The sequence below is a fragment of the Streptomyces sp. 2323.1 genome, assembly GCF_900221035.1.
Taxonomy (GTDB): domain Bacteria; phylum Actinomycetota; class Actinomycetes; order Streptomycetales; family Streptomycetaceae; genus Streptomyces; species Streptomyces sioyaensis.
In genome coordinates this window covers 2,954,495-2,970,577 of record NZ_LT907981.1, presented here as the reverse complement: position 1 = coordinate 2,970,577, position 16,083 = coordinate 2,954,495, and the positions used below count along the sequence as shown (strand labels likewise).

Annotated in this window: 14 protein-coding genes and 1 pseudogene; 9 read left to right on the top strand and 6 right to left on the bottom strand. The window is 71.3% G+C overall.

Annotation, left to right across the window (positions count from 1 at the left end; all coding sequences use genetic code 11):
• Positions 1–234 precede the first annotated feature (234 nt).
• The gene (gene trhA, locus CPH93_RS12190; RefSeq protein ID WP_093484883.1) at positions 235–951 is read right to left on the bottom strand and encodes a PAQR family membrane homeostasis protein TrhA; all 717 of its coding nucleotides are present in this window, start codon (positions 949–951) and stop codon (positions 235–237) included.
• A gap of 240 nt (positions 952–1,191) precedes the next feature.
• Between trhA and CPH93_RS12185 the strand changes: the two genes are divergently transcribed.
• Positions 1,192–3,012 (top strand): phosphoenolpyruvate carboxykinase (GTP), encoded by a 1,821-nt coding sequence (locus CPH93_RS12185; protein ID WP_096212842.1) that lies wholly within the window; start codon positions 1,192–1,194, stop codon positions 3,010–3,012.
• Positions 3,013–3,260: 248 nt separating this feature from the next.
• On the opposite strand, the gene CPH93_RS12180 is transcribed toward CPH93_RS12185, so the two are convergent.
• On the bottom strand, positions 3,261–3,710 hold the full coding sequence (locus CPH93_RS12180) for an SCO4983 family protein (protein WP_093484885.1): 450 nt from the start codon (positions 3,708–3,710) through the stop codon (positions 3,261–3,263).
• 83 nt (positions 3,711–3,793) lie between these two features.
• Positions 3,794–5,005 (bottom strand): pyridoxal phosphate-dependent aminotransferase, encoded by a 1,212-nt coding sequence (locus CPH93_RS12175; RefSeq protein WP_093484886.1) that lies wholly within the window; start codon positions 5,003–5,005, stop codon positions 3,794–3,796.
• A 291-nt stretch (positions 5,006–5,296) separates the two neighbouring features.
• Between CPH93_RS12175 and CPH93_RS12170 the strand changes: the two genes are divergently transcribed.
• Entirely contained in the window at positions 5,297–7,267 is a 1,971-nt protein-coding gene (locus CPH93_RS12170; RefSeq protein WP_096212840.1) for a KAP family P-loop NTPase fold protein, read from the top strand.
• 3 nt (positions 7,268–7,270) lie between these two features.
• Here CPH93_RS12170 and CPH93_RS12165 read toward each other — a convergent pair whose 3' ends face one another.
• Together CPH93_RS12165 and CPH93_RS12160 are read right to left on the bottom strand one after the other, a co-directional pair.
• Positions 7,271–8,905 carry an N-acyl-D-amino-acid deacylase family protein gene (locus CPH93_RS12165; RefSeq protein ID WP_096212838.1) on the bottom strand — a complete coding sequence of 545 codons (1,635 nt, stop codon included), beginning with the start codon at positions 8,903–8,905 and terminating at the stop codon, positions 7,271–7,273.
• 43 nt (positions 8,906–8,948) lie between these two features.
• On the bottom strand, positions 8,949–10,238 hold the full coding sequence (locus CPH93_RS12160) for an amino acid deaminase (RefSeq protein WP_096212836.1): 1,290 nt from the start codon (positions 10,236–10,238) through the stop codon (positions 8,949–8,951).
• A 181-nt stretch (positions 10,239–10,419) separates the two neighbouring features.
• Here CPH93_RS12160 and CPH93_RS12155 point away from each other — a divergent pair, with 181 nt between their 5' ends.
• The 4 genes from CPH93_RS12155 (at position 10,420) to CPH93_RS12140 (ending at position 14,447) form a co-directional block, all read left to right on the top strand.
• Positions 10,420–11,616, top strand: a complete 1,197-nt coding sequence (locus CPH93_RS12155) for a sugar kinase (protein WP_096212834.1) — start codon at positions 10,420–10,422, stop codon at positions 11,614–11,616.
• Positions 11,613–12,392 (top strand): IclR family transcriptional regulator, encoded by a 780-nt coding sequence (locus tag CPH93_RS12150; RefSeq protein WP_093484891.1) that lies wholly within the window; start codon positions 11,613–11,615, stop codon positions 12,390–12,392. Before CPH93_RS12155 ends, CPH93_RS12150 begins: the two co-directional genes overlap by 4 nt.
• 5 nt (positions 12,393–12,397) lie before the next feature.
• The gene (locus CPH93_RS12145; protein ID WP_096212832.1) at positions 12,398–12,808 is read left to right on the top strand and encodes a RidA family protein; all 411 of its coding nucleotides are present in this window, start codon (positions 12,398–12,400) and stop codon (positions 12,806–12,808) included.
• Positions 12,809–12,971: 163 nt separating this feature from the next.
• A complete protein-coding gene (locus CPH93_RS12140) occupies positions 12,972–14,447 on the top strand; it encodes a GntP family permease (protein ID WP_096212830.1) in 1,476 nt (491 codons plus the stop codon).
• A gap of 52 nt (positions 14,448–14,499) precedes the next feature.
• Here CPH93_RS12140 and CPH93_RS12135 read toward each other — a convergent pair whose 3' ends face one another.
• On the bottom strand, positions 14,500–14,877 hold the full coding sequence (locus CPH93_RS12135) for an ATP-binding protein (RefSeq protein ID WP_231977288.1): 378 nt from the start codon (positions 14,875–14,877) through the stop codon (positions 14,500–14,502).
• A gap of 6 nt (positions 14,878–14,883) precedes the next feature.
• Here CPH93_RS12135 and CPH93_RS12130 point away from each other — a divergent pair.
• The 3 genes and pseudogenes from CPH93_RS12130 to CPH93_RS12120 all read left to right on the top strand — a co-directional run.
• Positions 14,884–15,507 (top strand): annotated as a pseudogene (locus CPH93_RS12130) (DUF5753 domain-containing protein); the annotation flags it as partial.
• A gap of 10 nt (positions 15,508–15,517) precedes the next feature.
• Entirely contained in the window at positions 15,518–15,709 is a 192-nt protein-coding gene (locus tag CPH93_RS12125; RefSeq protein WP_096212828.1) for a hypothetical protein, read from the top strand.
• Between the two features lie 173 nt (positions 15,710–15,882).
• Positions 15,883–16,074, top strand: coding sequence for a hypothetical protein (locus CPH93_RS12120; RefSeq protein WP_096212826.1), 192 nt, complete (start codon positions 15,883–15,885; stop codon positions 16,072–16,074).
• Positions 16,075–16,083 lie beyond the last annotated feature (9 nt).

Sequence of the window (16,083 nt, the reverse complement as noted above, 5' to 3'; positions counted from 1 at the left end):
ACTGTCAATCATTGCCGCACTGTCGATTGTCAGTGGCGTGTGTCACGCTGCGGGTGATGATGGTTACTGTCGGTGATGGCAGGTGGCGAGGATGTGCGAGATGTTCGGGAGACGGGGGCGGTAGCCCGGGGGCGGAACGGCACATGGCCGCGACCTCGAAGTCGCGGCCACGGGGATGTGGGGGAGGGTTCCGGCCGCGCGGGCCGGGGGTGTTTCAGGTGTGGGGAGGGGCTGTCAGGCGTGTGTATAAGCCACCAGTGAGATGCCGACGTAGTGCACGACGAAGGCGGCCAGGGTGAGGGAGTGGAAGACCTCGTGGAAGCCGAACCACTGGGGGGAGGGGTTGGGGCGCTTGATGCCGTAGATGACGCCGCCGGCGCTGTAGAGGAGTCCGCCGACGATGACGAGTACGAGGACGGCGATGCCGCCGGTGCGCAGGAAGTCGGGCAGGAAGAAGACGGCGGCCCAGCCCATGGCGATGTAGCAGGGGGTGTACAGCCAGCGGGGGGCGCCGACCCAGAAGACCCGGAAAAGGATGCCGGCCAGGGCGGCCGCCCAGACCGCCCAGAGCAGGGTCTCGCCGCGGGATCCCGGTACGAGCAGCATCGTCAGCGGCGTATATGTGCCCGCGATGATCAGGAAGATATTGGCGTGATCGAGCCGGCGGAGTATGCCGTCGGCCCGTGGGCCCCAATTGCCGCGGTGGTAAAGGGCGCTGACGCCGAACAGCAGGCAGGCGGACATCGTGTAGATGCCGCAGGCCAGGCGGCCCCGGGGGCTGTTGGCGAGGGCGGTGAGGACGATGCCGGAGAGCAGGACGGCGGGGAACATTCCGGCGTGCAGCCAGCCGCGCAGCTTGGGTTTGAGAGGGGTGGCCGCGGCGGTGACAGCCGCGATCGCGGGCGGCGCGGAGGGGGGACGGCTCTCGGCGGCGTCGGGCGCGGAAGTCATGGCCGTAATGCTACCTACGCGACCGTAAGTTACGGATTCGTACCGGAGTGGTGACGGTCACCACAGCGCCCTCTGGACAGAACTCTATCCGGGTCGGATGATCAAATGAGTGCGGTCGGCACCGGATGAGCGGTCACGAAGCATCCGGGTCGCGGCCCCCAAGGGGCAAACAACCAAAAGAAGCGGATGTTCCCGACAAATCGGGTAGACATCCGTCCAGACCCTCATCTAGGAGCGATCGTGGCGCGCGACAACGCGGCTCCCACCATTCCGACCCGTCACCAGGGACTCATCGCCTGGGTCGACGAGATCGCAGCGATCACCCAGCCCGACCGGGTCGTCTGGTGTGACGGCTCGGAGGCGGAGTACGAGCGGCTGTGCGAGGAGCTCGTCGACAAGGGAACGTTCACCAAGCTCGACCCGATCAAGCGCCCCAACTCGTACTACGCCGCCTCCGACCCGTCGGACGTGGCGCGCGTCGAGGACCGCACCTTCATCTGCTCCGAGAAGGAGGAGGACGCCGGCCCGACCAATCACTGGAAGGCCCCCGCCGAGATGCGGGAGATCTTCACCGGTGACAAGGGCATCTTCCGCGGCTCGATGAAGGGCCGGACGATGTACGTCGTCCCGTTCTGCATGGGCCCGCTCGGCTCCCCGCTCTCCGCGCTCGGCGTGGAGATCACCGACTCCGCCTACGTCGCGGTCTCCATGCGCACCATGACGCGCATGGGCCGGCCGGTGCTCGACGAGCTCGGCGAGGACGGTTTCTTCGTCAAGGCGGTGCACACCCTCGGCGCTCCGCTGGCCGAGGGCGAGGCCGACGTTCCGTGGCCGTGCAACTCCACCAAGTACATCTCGCACTTCCCCGAGGCCCGCGAGATCTGGTCCTACGGCTCGGGCTACGGCGGCAACGCCCTGCTCGGCAAGAAATGTTACGCGCTGCGTATCGCCTCGGTGATGGCGCGTGACGAGGGCTGGCTGGCCGAGCACATGCTGATCCTCAAGCTGACCCCGCCGCAGGGTGAGGCGAAGTACGTCGCCGCTGCCTTCCCGTCCGCTTGTGGCAAGACCAACCTCGCCATGCTGGAGCCCACGATCTCCGGCTGGACGGTCGAGACCATCGGCGACGACATCGCCTGGATGCGCTTCGGCGAGGACGGCCGCCTCTACGCGATCAACCCCGAGGCCGGTTTCTTCGGTGTCGCGCCCGGCACCGGCGAGCACACCAACGCCAACGCCATGAAGACGATGTGGGGCAACTCCGTCTTCACCAATGTCGCGCTGACCGACGACGGCGACGTGTGGTGGGAGGGCATGACGGAGGAGAAGCCCGCCCATCTGACCGACTGGAAGGGCAACGACTGGACGCCGGAGTCCGAGACCCCGGCCGCCCACCCCAACGCCCGCTTCACCGTCCCGGCCGGCCAGTGCCCGATCATCGCGCCCGAGTGGGAGGACCCCAAGGGCGTGCCGATCTCGGCCATCCTCTTCGGCGGCCGCCGCGCCAGTGCCGTGCCGCTGGTGACCGAGTCGCTGACCTGGCAGCACGGCGTCTTCCTCGGCGCCAACGTCGCCAGCGAGAAGACCGCCGCGGCCGAGGGCAAGGTCGGCGAGCTGCGCCGCGACCCGTTCGCCATGCTGCCGTTCTGCGGCTACAACATGGGCGACTACATGGGGCATTGGGTCAAGGTCGGTGCTGACAAGGAGCAGTCCAAGCTGCCGAAGATCTACTACGTCAACTGGTTCCGCAAGGACGACAAGGGCCGCTTCGTGTGGCCGGGCTTCGGCGAGAACGGCCGGGTGCTCAAGTGGATCGTCGAGCGGCTGGAGGGCACGGCCGAGGGTGTCGAGACGCCCATCGGCGTGCTGCCCACCAAGGAGGCGCTGGACACCGAGGGCCTCGGCCTCGACGACGCCGACCTCGACTTCCTGCTGACCGTCGACAAGGACGTGTGGCGCGAGGAGGCGGCGCTGATCCCCGAGCACCTCAACACCTTCGGTGATCACACGCCGAAGGAGCTGTGGGACGAGTACCGGGCGCTGGTGCAGCGGCTGGGCTAGGCACGGCACCGCACCGCGTAACGTCCGGCCGGGGCCCTGCACCTGTGGTGTGGGGCCTCGGCTCATGTTTCGTGTGGGGCCCTGGCTCGTGTGGGCCCCCGCTCGCGCGGAGCGTCGGCTCGTGCGTGGCGTCCGCTCGGGCGACTTCGGGCCGGCCGCCGGTTGGGCCTACCGCCGGTTGGCCCGGTGGAGTGAGCCGGGGCTCCGGCCGGTTCGTACGGTGCGCGGTCAGTTCGTACGGCGTGTGCTCAGGCCGTGGCGAGATCCCGGAGGGGTGCGGCGTGCGCCGCCACCCGCTCCGCCGCCAGGGCCATCACCGCGGTGTCGTTCCGGGTCGTGGCGACCGCGAGGGCGTTCCCGGCGAGGGTGTGGGCGCGCTGGTGGAGGGCGCCGGTCCGGGGCGCGGCGGCGCCGTCGGTGGGCTCGGCGCGCAGCGGGTAGTGGCCGCCGCTCAGCCGCGCGACCTGCTCGGCGATGCGCTCGGCGGCGGCGGCCAGCGCGGCGCCGTCCGGCGCGGGAGCGTCCGCCGCGCCGCCGTCCGCCCGCGTCGCCAGCGCATGGAGCTCATCGGTGACGGTGAGCAGCGCGGTCAACTGGCCGGCGAGCCGGATGTCCAGCTCCTCCTCGCGGGAGCGGTGCGGGATCTCCGGGGCGGCGGCCATGGTGTGGACCGACTTGGTGCGGATCGGTTCGTACATGGGACGGCCTCCTGAAAGCGTCAGGAGACCATCCTAGCTTGGACTGTGTCTAAAGTTGAGATCCGTATAGAAATCGCGGCGGGTCAATACTGTCCGTAACCGTCGAGGAAGGAGCCGATCCGGGTGACGGCATCCGTCAGCTCGTCCTTGCCGGGCAGGGTGACCAGGCGGAAGTGATCCGGCTCGGGCCAGTTGAAGCCGGTGCCGTGGACGATCATGATCTTCTCGGCGCGGAGCAGATCGAGCACCATCTGCCGGTCGTCCTTGACCTTGTAGACCTTGGGGTCCAAGCGCGGGAAGGCGTACAGCGCGCCCTTCGGCTTGACGCAGCTGACGCCGGGGATCTGGGTGAGCAGCTCGTACGCCGTGTCGCGCTGCTCCAGCAGCCGGCCGCCGGGCAGCACCAGCTCGTTGATCGACTGGCGGCCGCCGAGCGCGGTGGCCACCGCATGCTGGGCCGGCATGTTGGCGCACAGCCGCATATTGGCCAGGATCGTCAGCCCCTCGATGTACGAGGCGGCATGCGCCTTCGGGCCGCAGACCGCCATCCAGCCGCTGCGGTAGCCGGCCACCCGATAGGACTTCGACAGCCCGTTGAAGGTCAGGGTCAGCAGATCGGGGGCCAGGGCGGCGAACGGGGTGTGGGTGACGCCGTCGTAGAGGATCTTGTCGTAGATCTCGTCGGCGCAGACGATCAGGTTGTGCCGGCGGGCGATCTCCGCGATGCCCCGGAGCAGCTCGTCGTCGTAGACGGCGCCCGTGGGGTTGTTGGGGTTGATGACGACGATCGCCTTGGTGCGGTCGGTGACCTTGCGCTCGATATCGGCGAGGTCCGGCATCCAGTCCGCCTGCTCGTCACAGCGGTAGTGCACGGCCGTGCCGCCGGAGAGCGAGACCGAGGCCGTCCACAGCGGGTAGTCCGGGGCCGGGACCAGCACCTCGTCGCCGTCGTCCAGCAGCGCCTGCATCGACATCTGGATCAGCTCGGAGACGCCGTTGCCGAGGTAGATGTCGTCGACGGAGAGCTCAATGCCCTTGGTCTGGTAGTGCTGCATCACCGCGCGGCGGGCGGACAGCAGGCCCTTCGCGTCGCCGTAGCCGTGGGCGCTGCCGACCGTGCGGAGGATGTCCTCCAGGATTTCCGGCGGGCACTCGAAGCCGAACGCCGCGGGGTTGCCGGTGTTGAGCTTGAGGATGCGGTGACCCGCCGCCTCCAGCCGCATGGCCTCCTCGAGCACCGGGCCACGGATCTCGTAGCAGACGTTGGCGAGCTTCGTTGACTGGATCACCTGCATGTCCGCCACCTTACGGGCGCGTATCCGCGGCCGCTCGGTGTTTTTCCCCACGTTGACCCACGGGGCGGGTGGCTTGCCGCACGCTCAGTGACGTTGGCGGGCGGAGTGGGGGCGACGATTTCCGTGGGGGCGCCGATGCGGTGGGCGCCGGGGTTTTCCACAGGGGGCCACGAGCGGGGCCGCCCGGCGGTACGCTCCGGGCCGTTGCACCGCCGGTGCGCCCGCGCCGGCCACCGCGCACCGAGCACCGCGCACCGAGTACGCCGACGAGCTGACACCGGGGGCCCAAGGATGGCGACCACTCCCACTGGATCGGGACGCGCGGACCTCCCCTTACCCGCGCCGCCCGCTGCCACCACCCCCACCCCGTCCGGCAGCCCGGCCCCCAGCACCCCCGCTCCCACCCCACCCACCCGCTTTGCGCTGCTCAACGACGAACCCGTCACCGACTCCGCGGCGGATCTGCTGGGCACCGGACGGGCCGCGCGGCAGCTCGCCGGGCTGCTGGTCGCCTCCCGGGCCTCCACCCCGTTCACGCTCGCCGTCGACGCCGGCTGGGGGATGGGCAAGAGCACCCTGATGCGGCTGGTCGACGCCGAGCTGGCGCAGGCCCCCGAGGTGCACACCGTCTGGTTCAACGCCTGGACCTCGACCGCCACCGACGCACTGGAGGGGCTGATCAAGTCCGTCCTGATGCGGTTCGACCGGCGGGTGCTGCGGCGCGGGCTGCAGCGCCTCTCCGAGCGGCGGGCGCTGCTGCGGGCCGCCCGGGCCCTGACGACTCTCGCCGCCGGGCCGCTCGGGGTGGCCGGTCTGGTCGACGAGCTGTGGAAGAGCCTGTCCGTCGACTCCCAGGCCCGCAACGAGATGCGCGGGGCGATCGGCGACCTGGTGCAGGAGTGGTCGCAGACTGACGGGCTGCGGCCGCGCCGGCTGCTGGTCGTCTTCATCGACGACCTCGACCGCTGCGAGGAGGAGGTGGTGCTCAAGGTCTGCGAGGCGGTGAAGGTCTCGCTGGACGTGCCGGGGCTGGCGTTCGTCATCGGCTGCGACCGCTCGGCGCTGGCCCCGAACGGGCTGCTGCGTGATCTGTCGCCCGCCGCCTCGGCGTTCATGGAGAAGATCTTCCAGACCAGCTACCGCATTCCGGTGGCCGACCAGCAGGGCGTACGGGAGTACATCGGGCGGTGCGCCCGGAGCGCCGGTATCGATCACATCCTGGACGAGCGGCTGACCACGCTGCTCGCGGAGCGCTCGGCCCGCAATCCGCGCCGTATCAAGCGGCTGGTCAACGGCTTCGTGCTGGAGGCGACGCTCAACCCGATGTGGGACGACTTCCCGCCCGAGGCCGTGGTCCGCACGCTGCTGTTGCAGTACTTCTACCCCGACTTCTACCGGATGGTGGCCGGTGCCCCGGGGGCCGGTACGGGCGATGTGATCGCCGAGTTCCGCACGTACCGGCAGGTGCGCCGGCTGCTGCGGACGCCGGATCCGCTCCCGGCGGCAGAGCTGCCCGCGGTCACCCGTTTCCTGCGCGAACACGACCTGCCCGAACAGGACATGGAACCGCGGGAGCAGACCCTGAGCCGGCTGGAGCGCCAACTGCCCAGCGGCTTCCCGGAGATGGTCACCGACCAGGAGTTCACCTCGCTGCTCGACGGTCTGGTGGCGCTGGACCGGTCCGCGGAGCTGCTGCGGCGATTACGTGAGGGGGCGGAGCTCCCGGCCGACGTCCAGCCGGAGCCCGCCCCGTACGTCGCCACGGCCGCGTCCCACGTGCCGTCGCCGGGGTTCGACCCGTACGTCTCCACGGCCGGGTCCCGCGTGTCGTCATCGGGGTACGGTGCGCCGCCGGCGGCGCGGACCGAGGCGCCCGGTGCGCTGCTGCGGGGGGTGAACATCCTGTGGGTGGACGACTGCCCGAGTAACAACGTGCCCCTGGCCGGGCGGCTGCGGGCGGCGGGCGCGGTGGTGCGGAACGCCGAGGACTCGGAGGCCGCGGACGCCGCCCTCGCCGTCGAGCCGCCGACGCTGATCGTCTCCGACATCGACCGGGGCAGCAACCCGCGGGAGGGCCTGGAGCACATCGGACGGGTGCGGCGCGAGGGCCGCTTCACCGGGCCGGTCATCTTCTACACCGGCCGGGTCACCCCCGAACGCCGCTCTGTGGCGGACGAGTTGCAGGCCCATCTGACCAACAGCGCCGCTGAGGTCGAGCGGCTGGTCCTGCGGCATGCCGGGCCGGATCCGCGGTTCGGCTGACCCTCAGCCCCGGCCCGGTGCCGTCCGCCGCACCGACCGCCCCGCCAGCACCTGCGTCCGCCGGCCGTCCTCGATCACGAACCGGCCGTCGATCAGGACGTGCGGAATGCCCCGGGGCAGGGTGCGCGGGGCGTCGAAGGTGGCCCCGGCGGCGACCGTTTCGGGGTCGAAGAGGACCAGATCGGCGCGGTAACCCGCGCGGACCAGGCCGCGGTCGGCGAGCCGCAGCCGGGCGGCCGGCCGGCCCGTCAGATGGGCGACGCACTCCTCCAGCGACAGCACCCCCAGCTCCCGGACGTAGGTGCCGAGGTAGCGGGGGAAGGTGCCGTACGCACGCGGATGCGGCTTGCGGCCCTGGAGGATGCCGTCGCTGCCGCCGGTGTGCACCCGATGGCGCATGATGCGGCGGACGTTGTCCTCGTGGCCGACGTGCTGAAGGATCGTCGGGCCCAGCCGGTCGTCGAGCAGCAGCCGCCGGGCGGTGGCCCAGGGCTCCTCGCCGCGCTCCGCCGCGCTGCGGGCGACGGTCTTGCCGATGAAGCCGGCCAGCGCCGGGTCGCACACACCGGAGATCTCGACGGTGTCCCAGGAGATCGGTACGCCATGACAGCCGTCCGCACCCTCCACCTCCATGGCATGGCGGATGCGGGCGGCCGTCGCCTCGTCCCGCAGACGGGCCAGGACCGCCTCGGGGCCGCCCTCGCCCGCCCAGCTCGGCAGCATCGCGGCCAGGGTCGTACAGCCGGGGGTGTAGGGGTAGCTGTCGAGGGAGAGGTCCGCGCCGGCGTCCAGCGCGTCGTCCAGCAGAGCGAGCAGCTCGGGCGCGCGGCCCTCGTTGACGCCGAAGTTCAGGGTGGCGTGGGCGAGATGCAGCGCACAGCCGGCCTCGCGGGTCAGGGCGATCATCTCCGCGTACGCGGCCAGGGCGCCGGCGCCGTACGAGCGGTGGTGCGGGCAGTAGTAGCCGCCGTAGCGGGCCACCACCCGGCACAGCTCGGTGAGTTCCGCGTCACGCGCGTACATGCCGGGGGTGTAGGTCAGCCCGGAGGACATCCCGGCCGCGCCCTGTGCGAGGCCCTCGGCGACCAGCTGTTTCATCCGCGCCAGCTCACCGGCGGTGGCCTCCCGGTCGTCCCAGCCGACCGCGAGCATCCGTACGGTGCCCTGCGGGACGAGGTACGCGGCGTTGACCGCGACGCCCTCGCCGCCGAAGCCGTGGTCGAGGCGGTCGAGGTACTCGCCGACCGTGCGCCAGTCGAAGCCGACGGAGGTGTCCCCGGGACCGCCGCCGTTCCAGCCGGTGATCTGGACGCGGACCTCGGCGAGGGTGCGGTCGTCGACCGGTGCGTACGACAGGCCGTCCTGGCCGAGGACTTCGAGGGTGACGCCCTGGGCGGCCTTCGCCTCGTGCCCGGGGTCCCGCAGGAGCGCGAGGTCGCTGTGGGCGTGCATGTCGATGAAGCCGGGGGCCAGGGCGAGGCCGTGGCCGTCCACCAGGCGGGTGCCGCCCGGGCGCCGTCCGCCGCCGGTCTCGCGGTGGATCTCGGCGATCCGGCCGCCGGCCAGGGCGACATCGGCGCGGTAGGACGGGCCGCCGGACCCGTCGACGACGCGGACGTCGCGGAACACGGTGTCCATGGCGGGCCGCCTTTCCGGTTCCGGGCCGCGGGGTGGAGGAGAACTAGAAGAAGGTGCGGACGAAGTCCGTGACCGTGCCGTCCTGCTCGACGAGCGGGATCAGCTGCCACTTCTCGAAGATGGTGCAGGGGTGCGACAGCCCGAGCGCCACCCAGTCGCCGACCTCCAGATCGCCGGCGCGCTCGGTGGTCACCCAGGCGTGCTGGTCGGACAGCTTGGTGAGGCTGAGGCCGTCCGCCGGGCGCTCGCTGCCGTCCCGGCCGGACCGTACGACGTGGGGCTGCGGCAGACCCAGGTCGTACGCCGCGTCGCGCTTGCCCGCGTTGAGGAAGGCCTGCTCGGACGAGGGGCGGGAGACGACCTGTGCCCACAGCCGGAAGGCGGGGTGCAGGGCGCCCTCCTCCGGGATGCGGTTGAACGGGGTGAGGCGGCGGTAGTGGGCGTCGTCGTGCGAGACGTACGCGCCCGAGCGCAGCAGCTTGAGGACCGGCGCCGACAGTTCGGGGATCTCCGCGAACACCTCGGCGACGGCGTCGAACCAGGCGCTGCCGCCGGCGCTGACGACGATCTGGCCGAGGTCGGCGAACCGGCCCGCCTTGTCGAACTCCACGGTCAGCGCGACCAGTCGGCGCAGCCACGCGGTCACCAGCTCCCCGGTGGCGTCGGGCACCTCGGCCTCGTAGCCGGCCATGCCGACCAGGCGCAGGGTGTCCGCTCCCGCGAGGGCGTCGGCGAGTTCCAGGCACTCGGCGTCGGTACGGACGCCGGTACGCGCGCCCTCTCCGGCGCCCAGCTCGATGACCACGTCCACCGGGCGGGTGGCGCCGGCCTCCCGCAGTGCGCGGTCCATCAGCTCGATGCCGCGCAGCGAGTCGACGTAGCAGATCAGGTGGAAGTCGGGGTCGGCGGCGAGTTCGGCGGCGAGCCAGCGCAGCGCGACCGGGTCCACGACCTGGTTGGCAAGGAAGATCTTCTGGATGCCGTAGGCGCGGTAGACGCGGACCTGGTGGGGGACGGCCGCGGTGATGCCCCAGGCGCCGTACTCCAGCTGGCGGGCGAAGAGCTGCGGGGCCATGCAGGTCTTGCCGTGCGGGGCGAAGGCGAGGCCGTGCCGCTCGGCGTAGGTCTCCATCAGGGCGAGGTTGTGCTCGACCGCCTCGGCGGAGAGGGCGAGTACGGGGGTGGTGAAGCCGCCGTCGAAGAGGTTGCGGCGCTCGGCGGCCAGCTCACCGACGGTCAGGCCTTCGGCGTCCGGGGGGAGCGACTTGAAGCGGTGGTCGACCCGCTCCTGGGCGAGTTCCTGCAGTCCCTGCGCGAGCCGTTCGCCCGACATGCGGCCTCCTCGAAAAATTGTGTTGCACCCTCTGCAACGCTCATTGCGCATATCGCTGGCTGCTGTCTAACATCCGGGCCAGCGCCCGGTCAATGGTGACAAAACGCGGTGCGGAAGGGCCGTGAAGCACCGCGCGGCACACCGTCCGGGCACGCACCCCAGCGAAGGAGCGCGAGCCATCGTGACCAGGCCTCCGAACGCCGACGGCGCCCCCGCCCCGGCCGGCGCCCCCGCCCGGGACGCCGAGGTCGTCTGCCTCGGCGAGTCGATGGTCACCTTCCTGCCCCGCGCCCCCGGCCGGCTCGCCGAGGTCCCTGCCTTCGACCGCGCGATCGGCGGCGCCGAATCCAATGTGGCCTGCACCCTCGCCCGTAGTGGACACACCGCCCGCTGGGTCTCCCGGGTCGGCACCGACGGCTTCGGCGACCATCTCCTGGCCGCCGTCGCCGGCTGCGGCGTCGACACCTCCCATGTCCAGCGCGACCCGCTGCGCCCCACCGGCATCTACTTCCGTACCGCCGGCGAGCGCCCCACCGGCCTCGACGGCGAGGCCACCGACCGTGGCGAAGTCCTCTACCACCGCGCCGGCTCCGCCGCCTCCGCCATGACACCCGGCCTCCTCGACCCCGCGGCGCTGCACCGCGCCCGCATCCTCCACCTCACCGGCATCACCGCCGCCCTGTCCGACGGCTGCCTCGGCGTCCTGCGCACCCTCACCCGCCGCACCCCGGACCGCCCGCTGGTCTCCTTCGACGTCAACTACCGCGCCGACCTGTGGCGCGAGCCCGCCCAGGGCCCCGGGCTCCTGCTCGGCCTCGCCCGCGGCTGCGACCTGGTCTTCGTCGGCGAGGACGAGGCCGCGGCCGCCTGGGACCTGCACGGCCCCCGCGCCGTGCGCGCCGCACTGCCCGAGCCCGCCACCCTCGTCGTCAAGCACGGCGCGGCCGGCGCCACCGCCTTCGACCGGCAGGCCGACGGCACCGACACCGTCACCTTCGCCCCCGCGCTCCGGGTCGAGGTCGTCGCACCGGTCGGCGCCGGTGACGCCTTCGCCGCCGGCTTCCTCTCCGGCACCCTGCGCGCGCTGCCCGTCTTCACCCGCCTCCGGCTCGGCCATCTGACGGCCGCCGCCGCCCTCACCGTCCCCGGCGACCTCGGTACCCCGCCCGCCCGGGCCATCGCCGACCGCCTCGCCGCCCTCGGCCCCGACGACTGGGGCACCCTGCGACTCGGCCCCGGCTGGACGGCCGACGGGGCGCACCGCACGACGGGCACCGTGAACGACCCAGGAACGCCGAACCTGCCGGGGGCCGGCCGGGCGAGCACCGCCGCACGGCACGCCCCCGACCGCCACCGGGACAGTGAGGTACGCACATGAGCCAGACCGTCGACCGCGCACTGAGCATCCTCCCGCTGCTCGCGGAGGGCCCGGCCAACCTCGAACAGGTCGCGGCCCGGCTCGGCGTGCACAAATCCACCGCCCTGCGCCTGTTGCGCACCCTGCACGAGCACGGCATGGTCTACCGCCAGGCCGACCAGCGCTACCGCCTCGGCGCCCGCCTCTTCGCGCTCGCCCAGCAGGCCGCCGAGCACCTCGACGTACGGGAGATCGCCCACCCCCACCTCGTCGCGCTCAACGAGTCCTGCGGACACACCGTCCACCTCGCCGTCCTGGAGGAGAACGAGGTCCTCTACATCGACAAGGTCGAGAGCCGCTACCCGGTCCGGATGTACTCCCGGATCGGCAAGCCCGTCGCGATCACCGTCGCCGCGGTCGCCAAGCTGCTCCTCGCCGACCTGCCCGGACCCGAGCGCCGCGCCCTCGCGGAGAAGCTCGACTACCCCCGCTACACGCCCCGTTCGACGCCCGACGCCACGGCCTTCCTCGCCGAACTGGCCACCGTCCGCGAACAGGGCTGGGCCACCGACCTCGGTGGCCACGAGGAGTCCATCAACTGCATCGGTGCGCCCGTCCGCGGCACGGACGGACGCGTGGTCGCCGCGATGTCGGTCTCCGCGCCGAACGTCGTGGTCACCGCCGAGGAACTCCTCACGCTGCTCCCCCTGGTACGCCGCACCGCCGACGCCATCAGCCGGGAGTACTCCGGAACCGCCGTTCCCCCGCCATCCGCCGGCCCCGTACAGGAAGCCTGACCACCATGACCGAGAAGACCGCGCTCACCCCGGCCACCCACACCACCCCGCCCGCGAAGTTCTCGCACGGCGTCAAGAAGGGCAACATCCTCCAGGTCGCCGGCCAGGTCGGCTTCCTGCCCGCCGTCGACGGCCAGGCCCCCACCCCGGCCGGCCCCACCCTGCGCGAACAGACCCTGCAGACCCTCGCCAACGTCCAGGCCGTCCTCGAAGAAGGCGGCGCGAGCTGGGACGACGCGATGATGATCCGCGTCTACCTCACCGACGTGGCGCACTTCGCCGAGCTGAACGAGATCTACAACGCCTACTTCGAGCAGCAGGGCCTCAAGGAGGCCCCCGCCGCCCGCACCACCGTCTACGTCGGTCTGCCGCCCGGCCTGCTCATCGAGATCGACGCCCTCGCGGTGCTGAGCTGAGGCGCCGACTCCCTTGCCCCGCCTGCCGTTAGCGCCACTCGGCGCACCCCATTCGCCGCACGGCACGGCGCCCCGTACCGACGGGTCGCCGTGCCGCGGACCCCCCTGCCCGGGAACACCTGCCAGGGACCCGTGGGCCCCTGCCCGACAACGGAGTCGCCCCATGTTCCTCCCCGCCACGACCGCCCCCGCGCCACCGCCCCCGCACACCGGCGGGCTGCTCGCCCTGATACCCGGCACCGCGGGGCTGCTGACGGTCGCCGCCCTGGGCATCGCCCTGCTCCTCGTCCTGATCATCAAGGTCCGGCTGCAGCCGTTCGTGGCCCTGCTGACGGTCTCCCTCGCGGTGGGCCTGGCCGCCGGGCTCTCCGTCACCGAACTCTTCGGCACGGTGCAGAAGTCCGACGCCGTCTCGCTGATCGAGACCGGGATGGGCGGCATCCTCGGGCACGTCGCCATCATCATCGGCCTGGGCACCATGCTCGGCGCGATCCTCGAAGTCTCCGGCGGCGCCGAGGTGTTGAGCGGTCGCCTGCTCCGCCTCTTCGGCGAGCAGCGCGCACCACTCGCCATGGGCCTCACGGGCCTGATCTTCGGCATACCCGTCTTCTTCGACGTCGGCATCTTCGTCCTCGCGCCGCTGGTCTACGCGGCTGCCCGACGCAGCGGCAGGTCGATCCTGCTCTTCTGTATGCCGCTCCTCGCGGGCCTGTCCATGACCCACGCCTTCCTGCCGCCGCACCCCGGCCCGGTCGCCGCCGCCGGCCTCTTCAAGGTCGACCTGGGCTGGCTCCTCCTCATGGGCCTGGTCTGCGGCCTCCCCGCAGTCCTCGCCGCCTGGGCCTACGCGGCCTGGATCGGCAAGCGCCTCTTCGTCCCCGTCCCACAGGACATGGTGGAGGCAGCCGAGGAGGCCAGGGCCGCGGTCACCGCGGAGAAGCGCGCGACCGGCGCCGGCCCGGACGAGGACCCGGTCTCCCTCGGGACGGTCCTCCTCCTCATCGGCACCCCCCTGCTCCTCATCCTCCTGGCGACCTTCTCCTCCATCGCCCTGCCGCCTTCCACCGGCCGCTCGGTGATCGAGTTCTTCGGCCACCCCTTCGTCGCCCTGACGATCGCCCTGCTGATGTCGTACTACCTGCTGGGCATCCGCCGCGGCTGGTCCCGCACGTCCCTGGAGGCGGTCTCCACCGCCTCCCTCAAACCGGTCGGCAACATCATCCTGGTCGTCGGCGCCGGCGGCATCTTCGGCGCCGTCCTCAAGGCCAGCGGCGTCGCCACCGCCCTCTCCGACACCTTCCACCACGTCGGCCTCCCGGCGATCGTCCTCGCCTACCTCCTCTCCCTCCTCCTCCGCGTCGCCCAGGGCTCGGCCACGGTCGCCATCGTCACCACGGCCGGCATCGTCGTCCCCCTCGTCGAGGGCCAGGGCATGTCGCAGGCCCATCTGGCGCTGATCATCATGGCGATCTCGGCCGGGTCGATCTTCGCCTCGCATGTGAACGACGGGGGCTTTTGGATGGTCAGCAAGTACTTCGGCATCACGGAACGCGACACGCTCAAGTCCTGGACGGTGCTGGAGTCGGTGCTGTCGGTCGCGGGGTTCGCGGTGGCGGGGGTCGTCGGGATCTTCGTGTAGCGCTGCGGTAGCCGGACGGGTCGCCCGACACCGCACCGGGCGACCCCTCGGCTCACGCCGCCTGTCCGTACGCCCGAGCTCCCGCGTGCGGCAGTACGGCCCACAACCGCGTCCCGCCACCGGGCTCCGGCGACTCCCCGAAACCCCAGTCGCCGTCGCAGGTATGCATCACACAGGCCAGCAGCAGGAGCACGGACCGCCGCCTGCCGTCGCAGGCCGCCGCGAGACGGCGGTGGGCATGGCGCGGGTGCCCGTCGTACAGGCTGATGCGCAGCGCGTCGTCGCGATAGCGCAGTGACAGGTAGACGCTGTCGGACGGCGTGAACAGACAGGCGCAGGCGGCCAGTTCACCGATCACCTGGATGGCGGCGGCGGTCACCTCGTGCAGGCCGTGCGCCTCCAGGATCGTACGGGCGGCCGAGCGCGCCACGGCCGGATGGTGGCCATGGCACAGCCCGGCCGGGGCTGGTGGGAGAAGTACCGGGGCAGCCTCCCTGTCGGGCTGCTGGACATCGCCGAGTTCGAGTGGCACGCCGCACGCATGCGCACCGCGCATACGGTGCACATTCCGGGTCTGCTGCAGACCAGCGACCACGCCACCACGATCTTTCGCGTGGGCGTCCCTCCCATGCCGAAGCACGAGATCGCGCTGCGGGTTGCCCACCGGATGGAACGCCAGCAGGTGCTGGACGGCGACGATCCGTGCGGATACGTAGGCATCATCCATGAGGCCGCACTGCGGATGCAGTTCGGGGGCCGGGCGGTCGCCCTCGCCCAGTTGAAGCACCTCATGGTCATGTCCGAGCGCGACAACGTGACCCTGCGCGTCATCCCCTTCGAAGCCGGAGAGTTTCCGGGTGCCGGGCAGACTGTGGTCTACGCGGAAGGCGTGGTGCCGCAACTCGATACCGTGCAGGTCGACAGCACGCATGGGCCGGAGTTCCTGCACCTGGATGTGCAGTTGACCCGCTACCGGTCCCAGATGGACGGAATGGAACGGGTTAGCCTCTCCCCCGAACGCTCGCGCGACTTCATCCAGGTCATCGCGCGCCAACTGTGAGGGGCACTCCATGGCAGACATCCGCTGGGAAGAGCCGTTCTGCGCCGAGGGCTCGGCCTGCTTCCGCCTCGGCACCGACGAAGACGGCAACGCCTACATCGCCGTGGCAGGCGCTGAGGACGCCTACGTAACCGACAGTCGCGAGGCCCTGCGCACTCTCATCCGCGAGATAAAGGCCGGCAAGGCGGATCACCTGCTCTAGCCTCGGCTGCCTGAGACCGTGGAACGGCGGGCCGACCTTGATGCCGTGCCGGTTGACAGCGCGCAGGGGCCGGAGTTCCATCACATGGTTGCGCGGTCTAGCCCGACACCGGCTCCAGGCGGACGGTTCGCGCGACTTCATGCAGGTCATCGCGCGTCATTGGTGAGGGGCACATGGCCGACATCAGCTGGGAAGCGCCCTACTGCGGCGAAGGCAACAACTGCTTTCGCATCGGGACGGATGCCGGCGGTAATGCGTACATCGCCGTGGCGGGTGCCGAGGACATCTACGTGACGGACAGCCGAGAGGCCCTCCGTTCCCTCATTCACGACATCAAAGCCGGCAAGGCCGATCACCTGCTTTAGCACCCCGTA

Excerpts from the sequence above, each read along its gene's own strand:
- trhA (WP_093484883.1), bottom strand. The coding sequence starts at position 951 with ATGACTTCCGCGCCCGACGCCGCCGAGAGCCGTCCCCCCTCCGCGCCG.
- CPH93_RS12180 (WP_093484885.1), bottom strand. The coding sequence starts at position 3,710 with ATGTACGAACCGATCCGCACCAAGTCGGTCCACACCATGGCCGCCGCC.
- CPH93_RS12175 (WP_093484886.1), bottom strand. The coding sequence starts at position 5,005 with ATGCAGGTGATCCAGTCAACGAAGCTCGCCAACGTCTGCTACGAGATC.
- CPH93_RS12170 (WP_096212840.1), top strand. The coding sequence starts at position 5,297 with ATGGCGACCACTCCCACTGGATCGGGACGCGCGGACCTCCCCTTACCC.
- CPH93_RS12165 (WP_096212838.1), bottom strand. The coding sequence starts at position 8,905 with ATGGACACCGTGTTCCGCGACGTCCGCGTCGTCGACGGGTCCGGCGGC.
- CPH93_RS12160 (WP_096212836.1), bottom strand. The coding sequence starts at position 10,238 with ATGTCGGGCGAACGGCTCGCGCAGGGACTGCAGGAACTCGCCCAGGAG.
- CPH93_RS12150 (WP_093484891.1), top strand. The coding sequence starts at position 11,613 with ATGAGCCAGACCGTCGACCGCGCACTGAGCATCCTCCCGCTGCTCGCG.
- CPH93_RS12145 (WP_096212832.1), top strand. The coding sequence starts at position 12,398 with ATGACCGAGAAGACCGCGCTCACCCCGGCCACCCACACCACCCCGCCC.
- CPH93_RS12140 (WP_096212830.1), top strand. The coding sequence starts at position 12,972 with ATGTTCCTCCCCGCCACGACCGCCCCCGCGCCACCGCCCCCGCACACC.
- CPH93_RS12125 (WP_096212828.1), top strand. The coding sequence starts at position 15,518 with ATGGCAGACATCCGCTGGGAAGAGCCGTTCTGCGCCGAGGGCTCGGCC.
- CPH93_RS12120 (WP_096212826.1), top strand. The coding sequence starts at position 15,883 with ATGGCCGACATCAGCTGGGAAGCGCCCTACTGCGGCGAAGGCAACAAC.